This window comes from Streptomyces sp. NPDC006134 (assembly GCF_040628835.1).
GTDB lineage: Bacteria > Actinomycetota > Actinomycetes > Streptomycetales > Streptomycetaceae > Streptomyces.
The window spans coordinates 57,636-74,853 of sequence record NZ_JBEXTV010000010.1 but is presented as its reverse complement, the minus strand read 5'-3'; the positions used below and the strand labels follow the sequence as shown (position 1 = coordinate 74,853).

At 72.7% G+C, this 17,218-nt stretch carries 14 protein-coding genes; 4 read left to right on the top strand and 10 right to left on the bottom strand.

Annotated features, from left to right (window positions below; translation table 11 throughout):
* The first annotated feature begins 44 nt into the window (after positions 1 to 44).
* Together ABZ340_RS09050 and ABZ340_RS09045 are read left to right on the top strand one after the other, a co-directional pair.
* A complete protein-coding gene (locus ABZ340_RS09050) occupies positions 45 to 2,402 on the top strand; it encodes a ribonucleoside-diphosphate reductase subunit alpha (RefSeq protein ID WP_358781091.1) in 2,358 nt (785 codons plus the stop codon).
* The gene (locus tag ABZ340_RS09045; RefSeq protein WP_358781090.1) at positions 2,393 to 3,415 is read left to right on the top strand and encodes a ribonucleotide-diphosphate reductase subunit beta; all 1,023 of its coding nucleotides are present in this window, start codon (positions 2,393 to 2,395) and stop codon (positions 3,413 to 3,415) included. Before ABZ340_RS09050 ends, ABZ340_RS09045 begins: the two co-directional genes overlap by 10 nt.
* Positions 3,416 to 3,576: 161 nt before the next feature.
* On the opposite strand, the gene ABZ340_RS09040 is transcribed toward ABZ340_RS09045, so the two are convergent.
* The 10 genes from ABZ340_RS09040 to ABZ340_RS08995 all read right to left on the bottom strand — a co-directional run bounded on the left by ABZ340_RS09040 (position 3,577) and on the right by ABZ340_RS08995 (position 14,208).
* Positions 3,577 to 4,986 (bottom strand): cytochrome P450, encoded by a 1,410-nt coding sequence (locus tag ABZ340_RS09040; protein ID WP_358781089.1) that lies wholly within the window; start codon positions 4,984 to 4,986, stop codon positions 3,577 to 3,579.
* Complete coding sequence (gene cyc1 / locus ABZ340_RS09035; RefSeq protein ID WP_358781088.1) at positions 4,983 to 6,071, bottom strand: epi-isozizaene synthase; 1,089 nt, start codon at positions 6,069 to 6,071, stop codon at positions 4,983 to 4,985. The genes ABZ340_RS09040 and cyc1 overlap by 4 nt, the downstream gene beginning before the upstream one ends.
* A gap of 328 nt (positions 6,072 to 6,399) precedes the next feature.
* Positions 6,400 to 7,050, bottom strand: a complete 651-nt coding sequence (gene def, locus ABZ340_RS09030; protein ID WP_358781087.1) for a peptide deformylase — start codon at positions 7,048 to 7,050, stop codon at positions 6,400 to 6,402.
* Positions 7,051 to 7,151: 101 nt separating this feature from the next.
* Entirely contained in the window at positions 7,152 to 8,132 is a 981-nt protein-coding gene (locus tag ABZ340_RS09025; RefSeq protein WP_358781086.1) for a hypothetical protein, read from the bottom strand.
* A 114-nt stretch (positions 8,133 to 8,246) separates the two neighbouring features.
* Positions 8,247 to 9,548, bottom strand: a complete 1,302-nt coding sequence (locus ABZ340_RS09020; RefSeq protein WP_358781085.1) for a metal-dependent phosphohydrolase — start codon at positions 9,546 to 9,548, stop codon at positions 8,247 to 8,249.
* A gap of 116 nt (positions 9,549 to 9,664) precedes the next feature.
* A complete protein-coding gene (locus tag ABZ340_RS09015; protein ID WP_358781084.1) occupies positions 9,665 to 11,185 on the bottom strand; it encodes an HD domain-containing phosphohydrolase in 1,521 nt (506 codons plus the stop codon).
* Positions 11,186 to 11,350: 165 nt separating this feature from the next.
* Positions 11,351 to 11,677, bottom strand: a complete 327-nt coding sequence (gene rsrA / locus ABZ340_RS09010) for a mycothiol system anti-sigma-R factor (RefSeq protein ID WP_358781083.1) — start codon at positions 11,675 to 11,677, stop codon at positions 11,351 to 11,353.
* Positions 11,674 to 12,360, bottom strand: coding sequence for an RNA polymerase sigma factor SigR (gene sigR, locus ABZ340_RS09005; RefSeq protein WP_358781082.1), 687 nt, complete (start codon positions 12,358 to 12,360; stop codon positions 11,674 to 11,676). The genes rsrA and sigR overlap by 4 nt, the downstream gene beginning before the upstream one ends.
* Before the next feature lie 278 nt (positions 12,361 to 12,638).
* Positions 12,639 to 13,322 (bottom strand): alpha/beta family hydrolase, encoded by a 684-nt coding sequence (locus tag ABZ340_RS09000; RefSeq protein WP_358781081.1) that lies wholly within the window; start codon positions 13,320 to 13,322, stop codon positions 12,639 to 12,641.
* Between the two features lies 1 nt (position 13,323).
* The gene (locus tag ABZ340_RS08995) at positions 13,324 to 14,208 is read right to left on the bottom strand and encodes an SOS response-associated peptidase (protein ID WP_358781080.1); all 885 of its coding nucleotides are present in this window, start codon (positions 14,206 to 14,208) and stop codon (positions 13,324 to 13,326) included.
* Between the two features lie 641 nt (positions 14,209 to 14,849).
* On the opposite strand from ABZ340_RS08995, the gene ABZ340_RS08990 reads away from it, so the two are divergent.
* Positions 14,850 to 15,572, top strand: a complete 723-nt coding sequence (locus ABZ340_RS08990) for a M50 family metallopeptidase (RefSeq protein ID WP_358781079.1) — start codon at positions 14,850 to 14,852, stop codon at positions 15,570 to 15,572.
* A 313-nt stretch (positions 15,573 to 15,885) separates the two neighbouring features.
* Positions 15,886 to 17,211, top strand: a complete 1,326-nt coding sequence (gene aroA, locus ABZ340_RS08985; protein ID WP_358781078.1) for a 3-phosphoshikimate 1-carboxyvinyltransferase — start codon at positions 15,886 to 15,888, stop codon at positions 17,209 to 17,211.
* Positions 17,212 to 17,218: the final 7 nt, after the last annotated feature.

Genomic DNA, 17,218 nt, shown 5'->3' with positions numbered 1-17,218 from the left:
CCTGCCCTCCGCAAGGCCCCGTGCCGAGCGAGGGAGTGCCTCACGTGACCATCGCGCCAGCAGACCCGGCTTCAGTGATCCAGCCGGAGCACGACGGTCCCGGTGCCGCGCTGCTGCGGACCCTGACCGAGCTGACCGCCGACCTTCCCGACGCCGACCCCGGCCGGGTCGCCGCCGCGGCGCTGCGCGGCCGGTCCGCGCGGGCGGACGAGACGGAGCTGCGCGAGCTGGCCACGGAGGCGGCGGCCGGCCTGATCGCCGAGGACCCCGCCTACTCGAAGCTGGCCGCCCGGCTGCTGACCCTCGGCATCCGCGCCGAGGCCGCCTCCCAGGGCGTCACCGCGTTCACCGAGTCCGTCGCCACCGGCCACCGCGAGGGCCTGATCGCCGACCGCACCGCCGCGTTCGTCCGCCGCCACGCGGACCGCCTGGACGCGCTGGCCGACCCGCACGCCGACGACCGCTTCGGCTACTTCGGCCTGCGCACCCTGCACAGCCGCTACCTGCTGCGCCATCCGATCACCCGCAAGGTGATCGAGACGCCCCAGCACTTCCTGCTGCGCGTCGCCGCCGGCCTCGCCGAGGACGACACGGACCGCGCGCTGGACGAAGTGGCCGCGCTCTACGGGCTGATGAGCCGCCTGGACTACCTGCCCTCCTCCCCCACCCTGTTCAACTCCGGCACCCGCCACCCCCAGATGTCGTCCTGCTACCTCCTGGACTCCCCCAAGGACGAGCTGGACTCGATCTACGACCGCTACCACCAGGTCGCCCGCCTGTCCAAGCACGCCGGCGGCATCGGCATCGCCTACTCCCGCATCCGCTCCCGGGGTTCGCTGATCCGCGGCACCAACGGGCACTCCAACGGCATCGTCCCGTTCCTGAAGACCCTCGACGCCTCCGTGGCCGCCGTGAACCAGGGCGGCCGGCGCAAGGGCGCCGCGGCGGTCTACCTGGAGACCTGGCACGCGGACATCGAGGAGTTCCTGGAGCTGCGCGACAACACCGGCGAGGACGCGCGCCGCACCCACAACCTGAACCTCGCACACTGGGTGCCGGACGAGTTCATGCGCCGGGTGGAGGCCGACGCGCCGTGGTCGCTGTTCTCCCCCTCCGACGTGCCCGAACTGGTCGACCTGTGGGGCGAGGAGTTCGACGCGGCCTACCGGAAGGCGGAGGCCGCGGGGCTGGCGCGCAAGACGCTCCCCGCCCGCGAGCTGTACGGCCGGATGATGCGCACCCTCGCCCAGACCGGCAACGGCTGGATGACCTTCAAGGACGCCGCCAACCGCACCGCCAACCAGACCGCCGAGCCGGGCCACGTCATCCACTCCTCCAACCTCTGCACGGAGATCCTGGAGGTCACCAGCGACGGCGAGACGGCCGTGTGCAACCTGGGGTCGATCAACCTCGGCGCCTTCGTCGATCCGGCCGCCCGCGACATCGACTGGGAGCGGCTGGACGCCGCCGTCCGCACGGCCGTCACCTTCCTCGACCGGGTGGTGGACATCAACTTCTACCCGACCGAACAGGCGGGCCGCTCCAACGCCCGCTGGCGCCCGGTGGGCCTGGGCGCGATGGGCCTGCAGGACGTCTTCTTCAAGCTGCGCCTGCCCTTCGACTCGCCCGAGGCCGGGCGGCTGTCCACGCGCATCGCCGAGCGGATCATGCTCGCCGCGTACGAGGCCTCCGCCGACCTCGCCGAGCGCAACGGCCCGCTCCCGGCCTGGGAGAAGACCCGTACCGCCCGAGGTGTCCTGCACCCCGACCACTACGACACCGAGCTCACCTGGCCCGAGCGCTGGGCGGCGCTGCGGGAGCGGATCGCCGCCGTCGGCCTGCGCAACTCCCTGCTCCTGGCCATCGCCCCGACCGCGACCATCGCCTCCATCGCGGGCGCCTACGAGTGCATCGAGCCGCAGGTGTCCAACCTGTTCAAGCGCGAGACGCTCTCCGGTGAGTTCCTCCAGGTCAACTCCTACCTGGTCGAGGACCTGAAGCGGCTCGGCGTGTGGGACGCCCGCACCCGGGAGGCGCTGCGCGAGGCGAACGGCTCGGTGCAGGGATTCTCCTGGATCCCCGAGGACGTACGGCGGCTGTACCGCACGGCGTGGGAGATCCCGCAGCGCGGCCTGATCGACATGGCCGCCGCCCGCACCCCGTTCCTCGACCAGGCCCAGTCGCTGAACCTGTTCCTGGAGACGCCGACCATCGGCAAGCTCTCCTCGATGTACGCCTACGCCTGGAAGTCCGGGCTGAAGACGACGTACTACCTGCGCTCGCGCCCGGCGACGCGGATCGCCCGCGCGGCCCGCGCCACCACCCCCGTCCCGCAGGCGGCCCCCGAAGAGGCCGTCGCCTGCTCCCTTGAGAACCCCGAGTCCTGCGAGGCATGCCAGTGACGACCGCTCCCGCCAAGAACCTGCTCGACCCGGGCTTCGAGCTGACCCTGCGCCCCATGCGCTACCCCGACTTCTACGAGCGCTACCGGGACGCCATCAAGAACACCTGGACCGTGGAGGAGGTCGACCTCCACTCGGACGTGGCCGACCTCGCGAAGCTGTCCCCCGGTGAGCAGCACCTCATCGGCCGGCTCGTGGCCTTCTTCGCGACGGGCGACTCGATCGTCGCGAACAACCTGGTGCTGACGCTGTACAAGCACATCAACTCCCCCGAGGCGCGCCTGTACCTGTCGCGCCAGCTCTTCGAGGAGGCCGTCCACGTCCAGTTCTATCTGACGCTGCTGGACACCTACCTGCCCGACCCGGACGACCGGGCCGCCGCCTTCGCCGCGGTGGAGAACATCCCGTCCATCCGCGAGAAGGCCGAGTTCTGCTTCCGGTGGATGGACTCGGTGGAGGAGATCGACCGGCTGGAGACCAAGGCCGACCGCCGCCGTTTCCTCCTCAACCTCATCTGCTTCGCCGCGTGCATCGAGGGCCTGTTCTTCTACGGCGCCTTCGCCTACGTCTACTGGTTCCGCAGCCGGGGCCTGCTGCACGGCCTGGCGACCGGCACCAACTGGGTCTTCCGCGACGAGACGATGCACATGTCCTTCGCCTTCGACGTGGTCGACACCGTCCGCAAGGAGGAACCGGACCTCTTCGACGACCGGCTCCGGGAGCAGGTCACCGACATGCTGCGGGAGGCCGTCGAGGCGGAGCTGCAGTTCGCGCGCGACCTGTGCGGGGACGGCCTGCCCGGCATGAACACCGACTCGATGCGGCAGTACCTGGAGTGCGTCGCCGACCAGCGGCTCACCCGCCTCGGCTTCGCGCCGGTGTACGGCTCCGAGAACCCCTTCTCCTTCATGGAGCTCCAGGGCGTCCAGGAGCTGACCAACTTCTTCGAGCGGCGTCCGTCGGCGTACCAGGTGGCGGTGGAGGGCACCGTCGACCTGGACGAGGACTTCTGATCCTCCCCGGCTGCCGCGCCGGTCGCTCCTGACCGGCGCGGCAGGACTACCGGTGTACGACGTCGCCGGCCGGCGCGCGTTCCGGGGCCCGCAGGCCGCCCGGCCGCGCGCCGGAGCGCCGCCGGCCCGTCACCCCGCCCCCTGTCAGCCCGTCACCCCCGTCACCGGGGCAGCGCCCGCACCAGCAGGCGGCGCGGGCGCAGGGTGATGCCGATGCGGGGCCTCGGGTCGGAGCCGGGCGCCTGCTCGAAGCGGTAGGCGGACGCGATCGCCGCGGTGATCAGCGTGAGCTCGGCCATCGAGAAGTGGTCGCTCGGGCACTTGCGGTTGCCGACGCTGAACGGGCTCATCGCGTACTTGGGCACGTTCTTGGACCGTTCCGGGAGCCAGCGGTCGGGGTCGAATTCCTCGTGCCGCTCGTAGGACAGCGGGTCGCGCTGGATCGCGTACGGGCTGTAGACGAGGTCCGCCCCGGCCGGAATGCGGTACCCGCCGAGCTCGGTGTCGCGCACCGCGCGGCGCGTCAATATCCATACGGCAGGATACAGACGCATAGTCTCCACGATGACATTCGTGGTGTACGTCAGCTTTCGGGCGTCCTCGAATGCGACGGGGCGGTCGCCCACGACGCTTTTCACCTCGTCGCGGATCCGGTCCCCGAGTTCCGGGTGCTCGGTGAGGACCAGCAGCAACGACATGAGCATGGAGCCGACGGTTTCGCTGCCGGGGGTGATGATGGCGATGACCTGATCGTGGATCTCCTGCTCCCCGATGGGCTCGCCATTCTCGTCCTTCGCCTCCAGCAGAGCCGTCAGCAAATCGTCCGGCTTTTGACCACTTGCCCGGCGGTCGGCGACGATCTCGTCGACCAGGCGGTGCAGATCGGCCAGGGCCCGGTTGAATTCCAGGTTCGACGGAACGGGAATGCGGTACAGCGGCCCGAGCGGCAGGACCATGCGCTGGTACATGCCGCTGAACAGCGTGGCGAGCGCGCTGCAGATGCGGTCGGCCCGGTCGTCCATGTAGCTGCCGCGCATCAGGCAGCGGGCGGAGACGCGGACGGCCACCCGGAAGGACTCCGAGGTGATGTCGAGGACCTTCCCGGAGCGCCAGCGCTCCACCAGCGCCTGCGCCTCCTCGGCCATGATCGGCCCGTAGGCGGGGATGGCGTCGAGCCGGAAGGCCGGCTGGATGGTGCGCCGCTGGCGCCGGTGCAGGGGGCCGTTGGCGGTGGCCACGCCCTCCTTGCCGAGCAGGCTCTCCAGGGACTCCCACAGCGGCCCGGCGATGATGTAGTCGGGGCTGAGCGCCACCTCGCCGGTGAGGGCGGGCGTGGTGACCGCGTACACGGTCTTCGGGCCGAGCCGGAGGCGGACGACGTCGCCGTGGCCGCGCAGCCGGCAGAAGAAGGCCAGCGGGTCGCGGGCCAGTTTCAGGCCGTGGCCGAGCAACGGCACGGCGCCGCCCGCCACGGGCGGCTCGCGCAGCTCCGCCTGGGACCGGGCATCAGGGGATGGGGGCACCCCCCGTCCGAGCGAGGCCGAGGACTTGGGGGAGGATTCGACGGTCATTTCTCACCTGCCGCTTCGTTGTTGACGTACGGGGGCGTGGAGCGGTCGTCCCAGCTGTCGACCCGGTACCGGCCGGACTCGTGGTGGAACCAGTAGACGGAGCTGAACCAGTTCCGCATGTTGCCGACGCAGGCGTGCACGGCGGCACCGAGTTCTTTTCCGCGTACCGTTCCGTCGTCGGCCAATGCGTCGGCGAGACGCAAGGCATCCCGTTCGGCGAGGATGAATTCGTCGATGCATTCCTCGACGCGCCGCCGGATTTCCACGATCGCTTCTTCGAGCGTCAGCCCCTCATGGGTGATGAGACTGATTCCGAGATTGTGCACCTCGTCGCCCGCTATTTCCTTCGGCAGCGAGCAGAGGTCGTTGTACCAGGCGGCGAATTCCTGGCTGAGGAGCGCCGCCCGCCTAAATGCCGGGTGTTTCCGCACCGAATCCGGCAGTTCGAGGCCCGCGCTGGGCTCCAGCAGGTCGGTCCAGATCCAGTGCGCGAAAGTGAGCCGGCGCAGTTCGAGGTACTCCTCGACGCCGGGGACGACGCCGCGGGTGCGGTTGTGGAACTCCCGGTCGTACGCCTCGATCACCGCGTGGAAGTGCCGGGCGAACCGGGCGTTCCACGTCTGCGGCAGGAACGAGTACAGTCGCAGCACACTGTCGGCGAACCCGGCGACCAGCGCGTCCTCGTGGTGCAGATGGTCCCCGGGGGAGTCCAGAGCCGTGTGCAGCCGGTCCTTCAGCCGCCGCCAGGCGCCGGGACGGCCGTGCACGATGTCGCGGTCGTGCCGGTCGTCCCAGACGAAGAACCACGCGCTGTAGTCCGCTATCGCCTGGAGGACCTCGTCGGGCGCGCCGAGGTAGTACCCGGCCATCAGATCGGTGTAGCACAGGCCGTCGGCATATTCCGCGACCTTGTCCGCCGACATGAGCCGCTTTTCGAGCAGCCAGCCACGGGTCTTCCGCTGAAGCCTGGGCCAATACGGATGCAGCCGCCGGGGAAATGCCGCCTCGACCGCCGGGAGGGCGAGCGAGGGTGGAACTGCGACCGCCGCCGGTGTCGTTGTGGAGCCGTGTGAGAAAGCAGGCACGAACAAACCCCTCTCAGCCGCCGGTCGGCGCACCCCTCCCGCTGTGCGGGGCGTGCGCCGTCGCGTATCCCCGCCCTCCCCATTCAGCACCACAACTGACCGGTATGGGAACGGATTTGCTCAATTCATCGCCCCGAGGTGCCGGAATTCTCCCCTTGTGTGACATGTTATGGATCACTGGAGGAGCGGGAGGAAGGGAACGGGTGACGCACGGACGAACGGCGCCGGATGCGCGGGCGTACGCGAACGGCGCCCGGCCAGGAAGGGAATCCTGAACGGGCGCCGTGCGCGAGGGAGTTGGCGGGTCCGCTGGGGCGGACCGGTGGTCTCAGTCGTTGGCGACCACGGGGTAGCGGGGCTCGTTCTCGGCCATCTGCCGCAGCGCGTCCTTGCGCTCGCGCTTGGAGAGCCGGTCGATGTAGAGGTAGCCGTACAGGTGATCCGTCTCGTGCTGGAGGCACCGCGCGAAGTAGCCGGTGCCGCGCACCTTGATCGGGTTGCCCTTCTCGTCCTGCCCGGTCACCTCGGCGTAGTCGGGCCGGGCGAGCGGCATGTACGCCGTCGGCACGGACAGGCAGCCCTCGTTGCTGTCGTCGAGGCGGCGCCTGTCGGCGGGCAGCTCCACGAGCTTGGGGTTGCAGACCACGCCGACGTGCCGGACGCCCTCGTCGTCGGGGCAGTCGTAGACGAACACCTTCAGGTCGACGCCGATCTGGTTGGCGGCCAGGCCCACGCCCTCAGCGGTGCGCTGGCTGGCGAACATGTCCGCGACCAGCTGCTGGAACTCCTCGCCGAAGTCGGTGACGTCCCTGCACTCCTTGTGCAGCACCGGGTTGCCGACCACGGTGATCGGACGGGAGGTGCCGCGCTCGCGCCAGGCCGTCTCGCGCTCCTCGCAGTCCTCCGTGTCGATGACGTATCCCTCGTCGTCCACGGGGAGCACGCCCGCGCGCTGCTGATCGGTGTCCTGCTGAGCCATGACCGACGTACGCCTTCCTAGAAAACAGGGGGTGATGCTGATACAGGGTACGGCGTCCGTCCGGCCGCCCCTCGCCGTCGCCCGGGGTCCCCGGCGGACCTTCAGCAGACCTCTTCGAGATCCCGCCAGTCCCGGGAGTCGGGGCTGTCCGCGACCCACCCGTCCAGCAGACCCCGCACCAGCGCGGCCGGCGCGGCCACCCCGCACTCCCGCTCCGGCACCCACAGCTGCCCGTCGGTGCGGTGGCCGAGCGGCCCCGGGTGCCCCGGCTCGCTGTGGTCGTGCGGGTCGAGGTGCTCCCCGTCGCCCTCGTCGGACGGCATCCGGGACTCCGAGCACATGCGGCACAGCAGCCGCACCGAGGACGACCAGTCCTCGGCGGCGAACCCGGCGTCCGCGGCGAGCTGCTCCAGGGCGTCCCGGTCGGCCTCGGTCGCGGCCTCCAGCAGGACCACCCAGGTGGGGACGGGCGAGGGCGCCCACAGCTCGATCTCGTCGAAGACGGGATAGGTGTGCCCGGCGGACGTGGTCCGCTCCCCGTGGGGCACGCCGTCGTGCAGGACGACCTCGCCCCAGCGCCGCCCGGACGACGGCAGCGGGATGGACAGCACCTCGATCCGGGCCGGGTCCAGCCGCCGTCCCCACACCACCTCGGCCTCCCCCTCGGGGGAGAGCCGTACGGCCGCGCTGCCCAGGTCCATGCCGAGCGGCTCGCCGGAGCCGGTCGCCTCCCCCGGCACCCGCAGCCCGTAGGCCTGCCAGGCGCGGCGGGCCAGCGGCCAGTCCTGCAGGGCGGTCGCGGCGATGCCCACGTTCCACCAGTCCGGTGCCCCGGTGTCCCGCTCCAGCAGGGCCACGGCCCGCAGGCCGGCCGCCCTGGCCTGCTCCCAGTCGTGCCGGAACTTGTGCAGCAGGGCGAGGTTGAACCAGGACTCCGACAGCCAGGGTTCCAGGTCGGCGGCGCGCGTCAGCAGCGCGCCCGCGTCCTCGTACCGGCCGTCGCCGATCAGCGTGAACGCGCGGTCGGTGGCCTGCCGCCAGGAGGCGGAGGGCCGGTGCCGTCCCTTGCCGAAGATCCTCACGATTCCCGCCTGCCAGTTTTGTGGAGTGGGCCGGCTGTTCCCGTCTGTGCCCCCGTACGCCCTCTCCTTCGCATCCAACCACGTACGGATGCGGGGCCGCTCATTACCCATGGGTTACCCAGCCCCGGCCGGATCAGACAGCCCGCGTGCTGCCCGCCGTCGCGGTCCCCGGCCGCTCCCTCTGCCCGGCTCCTGCCGGGAGAGCACCCGGGCCAGGGACTCGACGACCTCGGGGGCGTAGTCACCGGCGGGCGCCAGCCGCAGCTCCTCCAGGGCCGTCCAGGGGCCACCCGGGCCGGCGTCCCGCGCCTTCTCCTCGTAGGCGTTCACGGCCCGCACGATCCGGGCGGCGAGCGGCTGCTCCCGGCAGGGGTCGGCCTGCCGCTCGACGACCACGGCGACCGCGGAGTCGACGCCGGTGCGGCGGACCACGGCACCGCCGAGCAGCGCGATCCGCCGCTGCTCGGCGGCGGGCAGACAGGCGGTGGCCCCGGCCGGGACCGGGTCGACCAGGCTGAGCTGGCCGATGTCGTGCATGAGGGCCGCGTACTCCAGCACCGTCAGGCCGGGGCCGGTCAGCCCCAGGTCGCGGCCGACCGCCACCGCGAGCGCGGCGACCCGCCGGGCGTGCCCGGCCGGGGTGTACCCGGCGATCTCGGTGGCCCGCGCCAGGGAGGCGATCGTCTGCCGGTAGGTGGCCCGGACGGCGGCGTAGCGCCGGAAGGAGAGCTGGGCGAGCAGCAGGGGCACGGAGAAGACGGGCAGCGCCCACAGCCCCACGACGGCGACCGCCAGCGCCATCACCGCGCCCGTCGCGCACACCGCGGAGGTGATGCCGGCCATGCCGCGCACCTCCTCCCGCAGCAGCGGTCCGAAGGGCCACCCGGTGCGCCCGTGCGCGGACGCCGCGGTGAGCACGGCGTCGCACAGGGCGGTCAGGGCGAGCAGCGCGAGCAGCAGCAGCGCGTAGGCGGGACCGCCCCAGCCGTCGAAAGTGCCCTGGTTGAACAGCGGCTGGAAGCAGACGGCGGCGAAGGCGACGGTGAGCACGCGCCGCGCCAGGTGGTCGAGAGTGGTCCTGTCGCCGCGGGCGACGTGCGGCACGCTGCCGAGCAGCGTGGCGGCGAGCACGACGGTGACGGTCTGGGCGACGCCGTGCTGGGTGGGCTGCCCGGCGTCGTCCCCGAGCAGCGCGTACGACAGCGCCCCGGCGGCGCCGAGCGGCGCGGTCTCCCGGACCCCGGCCGTGGGCCGTCGGGCGAGCTCCCCGAGCGCGACGAGCACGCCGAACGCCAGTGCGACGGACCGTTCCGCCGGTCCGTCGGCCAGGGTGGCGCCGAGACAGACCACCGCGACCAGGGCGGCACTGCCCCGGACGGCCGGCCGGAGCAGGCAGGGCCGGAGGGGCCGGCTCACGGCCGGCTTCACGGGCGACCCGCCGGACGGCCCGGCGGCGCCCGCGACCGAACGGGCGCAGCCCCGAGCGGCCGGCCGGAGCACGAAGGACCGGAAGGACCGGCACGCCGACGGTCTCACGGGCGGGCCCCCGGGCGGCTCGGAGCGGGCGGCGCGGCCTGGGCGCCCGGGGCGGTTGAGGTGCTCAGGCCGCTTGAGGCGTCCGGGGCGGTTGAGGTGCTCAGGCCGCTTGAGGCGTCCGAGGCGGTTGAGGTGCCCGGGGCATCCGAGGTGTCCCGGTCGCCTGGGAGGTCCGGAGCGCTTGGGGGGTCGGGGGCGTCTGAGGGCTCCGGGGCATCCGGGGCGTCTGAGCGTTCCGGGGCGTCCGGGGCCGCGGCGGGCTCGTCCGCGGTCACCGCCGGATGCCACCCGTGGTGCGCCAGCGCCCGCGTCAGCGCGGCGACCATCCGCGGGTCGAACTGGGACCCCGCGCACCGCTCCAGCTCCGCCAGCGCGGCGGCGACCGGCCGGGCCCTGCGGTAGGAGCGGGTGGACGTCATCGCGTCGAAGGCGTCGGCGACGGCCACCACCCGCGCGCTCTCCGGGATCTGGCCGCCGGCGAGCCCGTAGGGATAGCCGCTGCCGTCCAGCCGTTCGTGGTGGTGCAGCACGGCGGCCAGCGCCTCCCCGAGGAAGCCGATCCCTCGCACCATCTCGTGGCCGTACTCGGGATGCAGCTCGATCACCCGGCGTTCCTCGGGGGTGAGCGGGCCGTCCTTGGTGAGCAGCCGGGTCGGCACGCCGAGCTTGCCCACGTCGTGCAGGATGCCCGCGAAGCGGAGCACCTCCACACGCTCGTCGTCCAGGCCGAGTTCGCGGGCGATCATCATGGACGCCTGCCCGACCCGCTCGCTGTGCCCGCGCGTGTACCCGTCCTTGATGTCGACGGCCTGCACGAGCGCGCGGATGGTGGCCTGGTGCGCGGCCCGCTCCCGGTGGTACTGGGCGAACGCCCACCACGACACGCCCATCGGCAGCAGCACCAGCAGCGCGGCGACGGGCCCGTAGGGGCTGCGCCACAGCACGGCCATCATCAGCCCGGCGAGCCCGTGCGCGGCCAAGGGCGCCAGCGACCGGAGGAACAGTCCTCGCCAGGCCCTGCGTGCCGGTACCCGCTCGGCCGCCACGCGGATGCCGCCGTCCAGCAGCGTCAGTACCAGGCAGAAGGCGAGGACCGCGGCTCCGGCCGGGACGAGCGCGTACGGGAAGTCGGGCGCCACGACCGCGTCCCGCCCACCGAGCTCCAAGTGCACCCGGGCGGCGGCCCACACCGCGAGCGTCTGCCGGGCGGCCCGCCAGACGCGGCGCGGGGCGGCGGGGCCCCGGTCGACGGGGGACAGCAGTGCCCCGGGCAGGGCGACGAGGGCGGCGGCGGGCGGCGGCAGCAGGAAGGCCGCGGCGAGCAGTACCGGGTGGCAGGGCCCGGGGAAGCGGGACCGGGCGGCGTACTCGCAGCCGGCGTACACCGCGGCGAGCAGGGCCACCGCCCACCAGGGGGCGGGGACCGCGGGCAGCGGCCACGGGCCGAGCAGACAGGCCAAGGCGGCGAGGGCGACACCGCAGACGTAGGCGTGCGCCCGTGCCGGTGTCGCCTCCATGAGTCCCTCCCCCGGCCGGGTCCGTCAGGCACCGGAGCCTAGGGGGGCCGAAGGGGACGACGCGGAGCGACGGCCCGCATTAGCACGTACGGGTGACGGCCCTCGTGCGGGACGGAGGGACGGCCCTCGTGCGGGACGAGGTGACAGCCCGCCGTGCGGCGGGGGTCAGGACTCCTGCGGGGCGGGCGGCGCCGACGCGGGCGGGGCCGCCGTGACGTCGTGCTCGGGCACCGCCTGGCCGGAACGGATCAGCTCGATCCGCCCCATGACCTTGGCCCGCAGGTCGCCCGGCACGTCGTCATGGCCGCAGCACCGCTTGACCAGCTTCTTCACGGCCTGCTCGAGCCCGTACTTCTCCAGACAGGGCGAGCACTCCTCGAAGTGGTGCTCGAACTTCGAGCACTCCACATCCGGCATCTCACGGTCGAGGAACTCGTAGAGATGATCGAGGATTTCGCTGCAATCCGTCTCGTGCGGCTCTCCGCAGCTCATGACCCCGAGCCTTTCGCTTCGTTCGACTCTCCGGCACCGGCCGGGACGAGCCCGCGCTCGCGGGCGTAGTCCTCGAGCATGCCGCGCAACTGACGCCGCCCCCGGTGCAGCCGGGACATCACCGTTCCGATGGGTGTCCCCATGATGTCGGCGATCTCCTTGTAGGCAAAGCCCTCGACGTCCGCGAGATACACGGCGATGCGGAACTCCTCGGGGATCGCCTGGAGCGCCTGCTTCACGTCCGAGTCGGGCAGGTGGTCGAGCGCCTGGGACTCCGCGGAGCGCAGCCCCGTCGACATGTGCGACTCGGCGCGGGCGAGCTGCCAGTCCTCGATCTCCTCGGCCGCGCTGCGCTGGGGTTCGCGCTGCTTCTTGCGGTACGAGTTGATGAAGGTGTTGGTGAGGATGCGGTACAGCCACGCCTTGAGGTTGGTGCCCTCGCGGAACTGGTGGAAGGACGCGTACGCCTTGGCGTACGTCTCCTGCACCAGGTCCTCGGCGTCGGCCGGGTTGCGCGTCATGCGCAGGGCGGCCGAGTACATCTGGTCGAGGAATTCGAGGGCGTCCCGCTCGAAGCGCGCGCTGCGCTCGGCGGTCGTCTCCGCGCCCGTGCCCCGGCCCTCGGGCTGCTCCGCCTGGCCGTTGTTGTCGGTCCCTGCGTCGGTCCCAGTGACCGGACCCACCTCCTCCAAAGCCGTCGCGAGACCGAGTCCGGTCCCACTCGTTTCGGAGGATAGACGACCCGTGGTCGACGGTGCTTGCCAATCCGGTCCGCCCACCGCCCGGGCGGGGGCGGTCTTCGCCGCGGTCAGCACCGTCCAGTCCAGGCCGGCGCGACTGTCGCGGGTGGGGCAGAAGGTGGAACCCATGCGGCGGACTTCCTCTCCTACGACGTCGGTGCCGGTGCCCCGGCACACACGTCCGCCACAACAGCCGCCGGCGGCCGGTCATTCCCGGGCTCTCACCCGAGTGACGCGGTCCACCCGGCGACGGCTCCGGTGAGGACCGCGAGGGCCTCCTCCTGCGTGGTCGCCGCCCTCTTCGGCACGGCGAAGCCGTGATCGCCGTGGGCCACCTCGACCAGCTCGTACGCCCCGCCGGGGAACTCCCCGGGCCTGCCGAACGGGTCGCTGCCGCCCTGGACGACGAGGGTGGGCACGCCGGTGCCGAGCAGCTCGTCGGCGCGGGACTTCTCCGGCCTGCCCGGCGGGTGGAGCGGGAAGGCGAGGGCGAGGACGGCGCGGGCGCCGAGCTCGGCGGCGGTGCGGCAGGCGACGCGGGCGCCGGCGCTGCGTCCGCCGGAGATCACCGGCAGGCCGGGAGCGGCGAGCGCGGGCCACAGGCCGCGCCAGCCGGCGTCCAGCGTCTTCGGCGCCGGGGCCATCTTCTTCCCGGCCACCCGCCAGGGCTGCTCGACGAGGGCGACGGTGACGCCGTGGCCGGGCAGTACGGCGGCCAGCGCCCGCAGGTCGCGGGCCTCGATGCCGCCGCCGGCGCCGTGGCCCAGGGCGAGGACGAGCCGGGCCCCGGGGGCGGGGTGCCAGGTGACGCGGGCGGTCCCGGCGCCGGTGTCGACGGTCTCGGTGGTCACGCTGTTCTCGGGAGTCACTCTGATCTCGGGGGTCACGCTGATCTCGGGGGTCACGTCAGAAGAGTGTGCCCTCCTCGGGCGCCGCCAGTTCCTCCAGCAGCTGGGGCCCGTTGTTGCGGACGTTGCTGACGGCCGTGGAGACGGGGTAGGCGCGCATCAGCCCGGGGGGCGGGGGCGCCAGCAGCGACCGCACGTCGTCCGGGTCGGTGCGGGCCGGGTCCAGCCAGGCGTCCCAGCGGTCCGGGGTGAGCATCAGCGGCATCCGGGGGTGGATGTCGGCGAGCGAGGCGGGCCCCTCGGCCGGGGCGCCGGCCAGCGGCGTGGTCTCCGCCTCGGTGGTGATCACCGAGCACGTCGCCCACCAGGCCTGCGGATGGTCGTCCGGCAGCGTCCGGTCGCGCCAGAACTCGTACAGCCCCGCCATGGCGAACACCGACCCGTCGGCCGGGGTGACGAAGTACGGCTGCTTGCGGGGCCGCTTCCGCTTCCCCTCGGCTTCCAGCTCCCGCTCCTGCCGGCCGGTGACCCACTCGTAGTAGCCGTCGGCGGGCAGGATGCAGCGCCGGGTGGCGAAGGCGCGGCGGTACGAGGGCTTCTCGTGGACGGTCTCGGCGCGCGCGTTGATCATGCGGGCGGCGCCCTCGGGCGTCTTGGACCAGGAGGGGACGAGCCCCCACTTCAGCCTGCGCAGCTGGCGGACCGGCCGCGGGTCGGGCACGTCCTTCAAGGGGCGGTCCAGGACGGCGAAGACCTCCTTGGTCGGCGCGACGTTGTAGTCGGGGTAGTCGGGGTAGTCGGGGTAGTCGGCCTCCGCCAGGGTCTCCGCCGGTTCCCGCCCCCGGTCCCCCGACTCCGCCCGGGCAGGAGGGACCCCCACCTCTATACCGAAGATTCCCGCGAGCTCCTCCGGGCTGCGGCTCGCCGCATACCGTCCGCACATCCGAAACCTCCCTTCCGCCCTTCGGAAACGCTGGATCATGCCGCTTCGGTCAGCGCCAGGACCGTCACCTCCGCCGCCCGGCCCGCCGGGTCCGGGGCGAGATGCCCGTACGTGTCCGCCGTTTCCTTCGATGCTCTCGTGTCCGAACCGCTGGACACGTCCAAGAGTGGCAGACCGCTGTCAGGGGGACATCAGGGGATGGCTGTTGTCCGGCGCCCTCCTGTCGTCGTCCTGTCGTCGTCCTGTCGTCGTCCTGTCTCCCCGGCTCGGCGTCCCCGCGGAGGGCGGTCACGCGATGGACGCTGTGGACATCAGGGGCACGCCCCGCCTGTACGCGGTGTTCGGCGCCCCGGTGGCACAGGTGCGGGCGCCTGCCCTGCCCGACCCCTCTTCGCGCGGCTCGGACGGGACGCCGTACCGGTGCCGGCCGAAGTGCCGCCGCGCAGGCTGTCCCGCTTCCGGCCGGAGGGCAGCGACCACGTCACCGAACGGTTCCTGGCGGCCGCGGAGCAGGGGCGGTCCGGTGGACGCGGCCTCCGTCCCCCGGGAACGATCGCCGCCGCGCCGGCGTCTTCCCTACCGTCCGCACAGACGCGCAACACCGCCGGACCGCGCGCGACCGGGAGGGGCCCGCACCACAGATGGACAGCACCGCATCGGCGTCACTCGCCTCCCTCTGGGACGAGCTCACGGGCACTCAGCCCGGTCCCGAGCTGTGGGTGGTGATCGCGACGCTCGTCGCCGGGCTCGCCGTCGTCGTACCGCACCGCCCGTGGCGGGTGGCGCGCAACGCCGTCACCATCGCGCACGAGGGCGGACACGGCCTGGTGGCCCTGCTCACCGGCCGCACGCTGACCGGGATCCGCCTGCACTCCGACACCAGCGGCCTGACCGTCAGCCGCGGCAAGCCGTACGGCCTCGGCATGATCCTCACCGCCGCGGCCGGTTACACCGCTCCCCCGCTGCTCGGCCTGGGCGGCGCCGCCCTGCTGGCGACCGGGCGGATCACCCTGCTGCTGTGGCTGGCGACGGCGCTGCTCGCCGCGATGCTGGTGATGATCCGCAACGCCTACGGGGCGCTCACCGTGGTCCTCACGGGCGCCCTCTTCCTCCTGGTGTCCTGGCTGACCGGGCCGCAGGTGCAGGCGGCGTTCGCGTACGCGGTGGTGTGGTTTTTGCTGCTCGGCGGGGTGCGCCCGGCGTTCGAGCTCCAGGTCAGGCGAGCCCGGGGAGAGGCCGGCGACTCGGACGCGGACCAGCTGGCCCGGCTGACGCACGCCCCGGCGGGGCTGTGGCTGTTCCTGTTCCACGCGGTGTCGCTGTGCTCGCTGCTGGGCGGGGGGCGCTGGCTGCTGGAGCTGTGAACGCGCGGGGCGCGGCGACCGGGCCCCGCGGACGGGAGGCGACCAGTACCCGCGGACGGGAGGCGACCAGTACCCGCGAACGGGAGGCGACCGGCACCCACGGGCGGGAGACAACCGGCACCCACAGGCGGAAAGCGACCAGCACCCACGGACGGAAAGCAACCGGCACCTGCGGAGGCGGACGACAGATCTCCGCATAGCGGATGACAGGTCTCTGCATATATGCACGGCACTTTCCACGCCGGTGTTTCGCTCTGGTTTCGCCGCATTTGATCAAGATCTCCGGTCGGCCCCAGCCACTAAAGTGGGGCCCATGACCGTGAACCCCGCAGACACCGCCCTCTGGCCCGCCCCGCACGCGAGCGGAGCCGTCGACGCGACGGTTCATGTGCCGGGGTCCAAATCGGTGACGAACCGCGCCCTGGTGCTGGCCGCCCTCGCCTCCGAGCCGGGCTGGCTGCGCCGCCCGCTGCGCTCCCGCGACACCCTGCTGATGGCCGGTGCCCTGCGCGCGATGGGCGTCGAGATCGAGGAGGGTGTCGGCGCGGACGGCACCGGCGAGTTCTGGCGCGTCATCCCGTCCGGTCTGCGCGGCCCGGCCACGGTCGACGTCGGCAACGCCGGCACGGTGATGCGCTTCCTGCCGCCGGTCGCCACGCTCGCCGACGGCCCGGTCCGCTTCGACGGCGACCCCCGTTCGTACGAGCGCCCCCTGCACGGCGTCATCGACGCGCTGCGCGCCCTCGGCGCCCGCATCGACGACGACGGGCGCGGCGCGCTGCCGATGACCGTGCACGGCGGCGGCGCCCTGGACGGCGGCCCGGTGGCGGTCGACGCGTCCTCCTCCTCGCAGTTCGTCTCCGCGCTGCTGCTGTCCGGCCCGCGCTTCAACCAGGGCGTCGAGGTCCGCCACACCGGCGCCACCCTGCCGTCGATGCCGCACATCCGGATGACGGTGGACATGCTGCGCGCGGTCGGCGCCCAGGTCGACACTCCGGAGTCGGGCGGCGAGCCCGGCGTCTGGCGAGTGACGCCGGGCGCCCTGCTCGGCCGGGACCTGACGATCGAGCCGGACCTGTCCAACGCCCAGCCGTTCCTGGCGGCGGCGCTGGTGACCGGCGGCCGGGTCGTGATCCCGGACTGGCCGGCCCGGACCACCCAGCCCGGCGACCGGCTGCGCGAGATCTTCACCGAGATGGGCGGTTCCTGCGAACTGACCGACTACGGCCTGGTCTTCACCGGCTCCGGCGCGATCCACGGCATCGACGTCGACCTGGGCGAGGTCGGCGAGCTCACCCCGGGCATCGCGGCCGTCGCCGCCCTCGCGGACTCCCCCTCGACCCTGCGCGGCGTGGCCCACCTGCGCCTGCACGAGACGGACCGCCTGGCCGCGCTCACCAAGGAGATCAACGAGCTCGGCGGCAACGTGACGGAGACCGCCGACGGCCTGCACATCCGCCCGCGCCCCCTGCACGGCGGCGTCTTCCACACCTACGAGGACCACCGCATGGCCACCGCCGGCGCGATCATCGGCCTCGCGGTCGCGGGGGTGCGGATCGAGAACGTGGCGACGACGGCGAAGACCCTCCCGGACTTCCCCGACCTGTGGACCGGGATGCTCGGGAGCGCCGGGGCGTAGGGGACGA

Coding starts and splice junctions, on each gene's coding strand:
- ABZ340_RS09040 (WP_358781089.1), bottom strand. CDS start 4,986: ATGACCGTCGAATCCTCCCCCAAGTCCTCGGCCTCGCTCGGACGGGGG.
- def (WP_358781087.1), bottom strand. CDS start 7,050: ATGGCTCAGCAGGACACCGATCAGCAGCGCGCGGGCGTGCTCCCCGTG.
- ABZ340_RS08990 (WP_358781079.1), top strand. CDS start 14,850: ATGGACAGCACCGCATCGGCGTCACTCGCCTCCCTCTGGGACGAGCTC.
- aroA (WP_358781078.1), top strand. CDS start 15,886: ATGACCGTGAACCCCGCAGACACCGCCCTCTGGCCCGCCCCGCACGCG.
- ABZ340_RS09015 (WP_358781084.1), bottom strand. CDS start 11,185: ATGGAGGCGACACCGGCACGGGCGCACGCCTACGTCTGCGGTGTCGCC.
- ABZ340_RS08995 (WP_358781080.1), bottom strand. CDS start 14,208: ATGTGCGGACGGTATGCGGCGAGCCGCAGCCCGGAGGAGCTCGCGGGA.
- rsrA (WP_358781083.1), bottom strand. CDS start 11,677: ATGAGCTGCGGAGAGCCGCACGAGACGGATTGCAGCGAAATCCTCGAT.
- ABZ340_RS09045 (WP_358781090.1), top strand. CDS start 2,393: ATGCCAGTGACGACCGCTCCCGCCAAGAACCTGCTCGACCCGGGCTTC.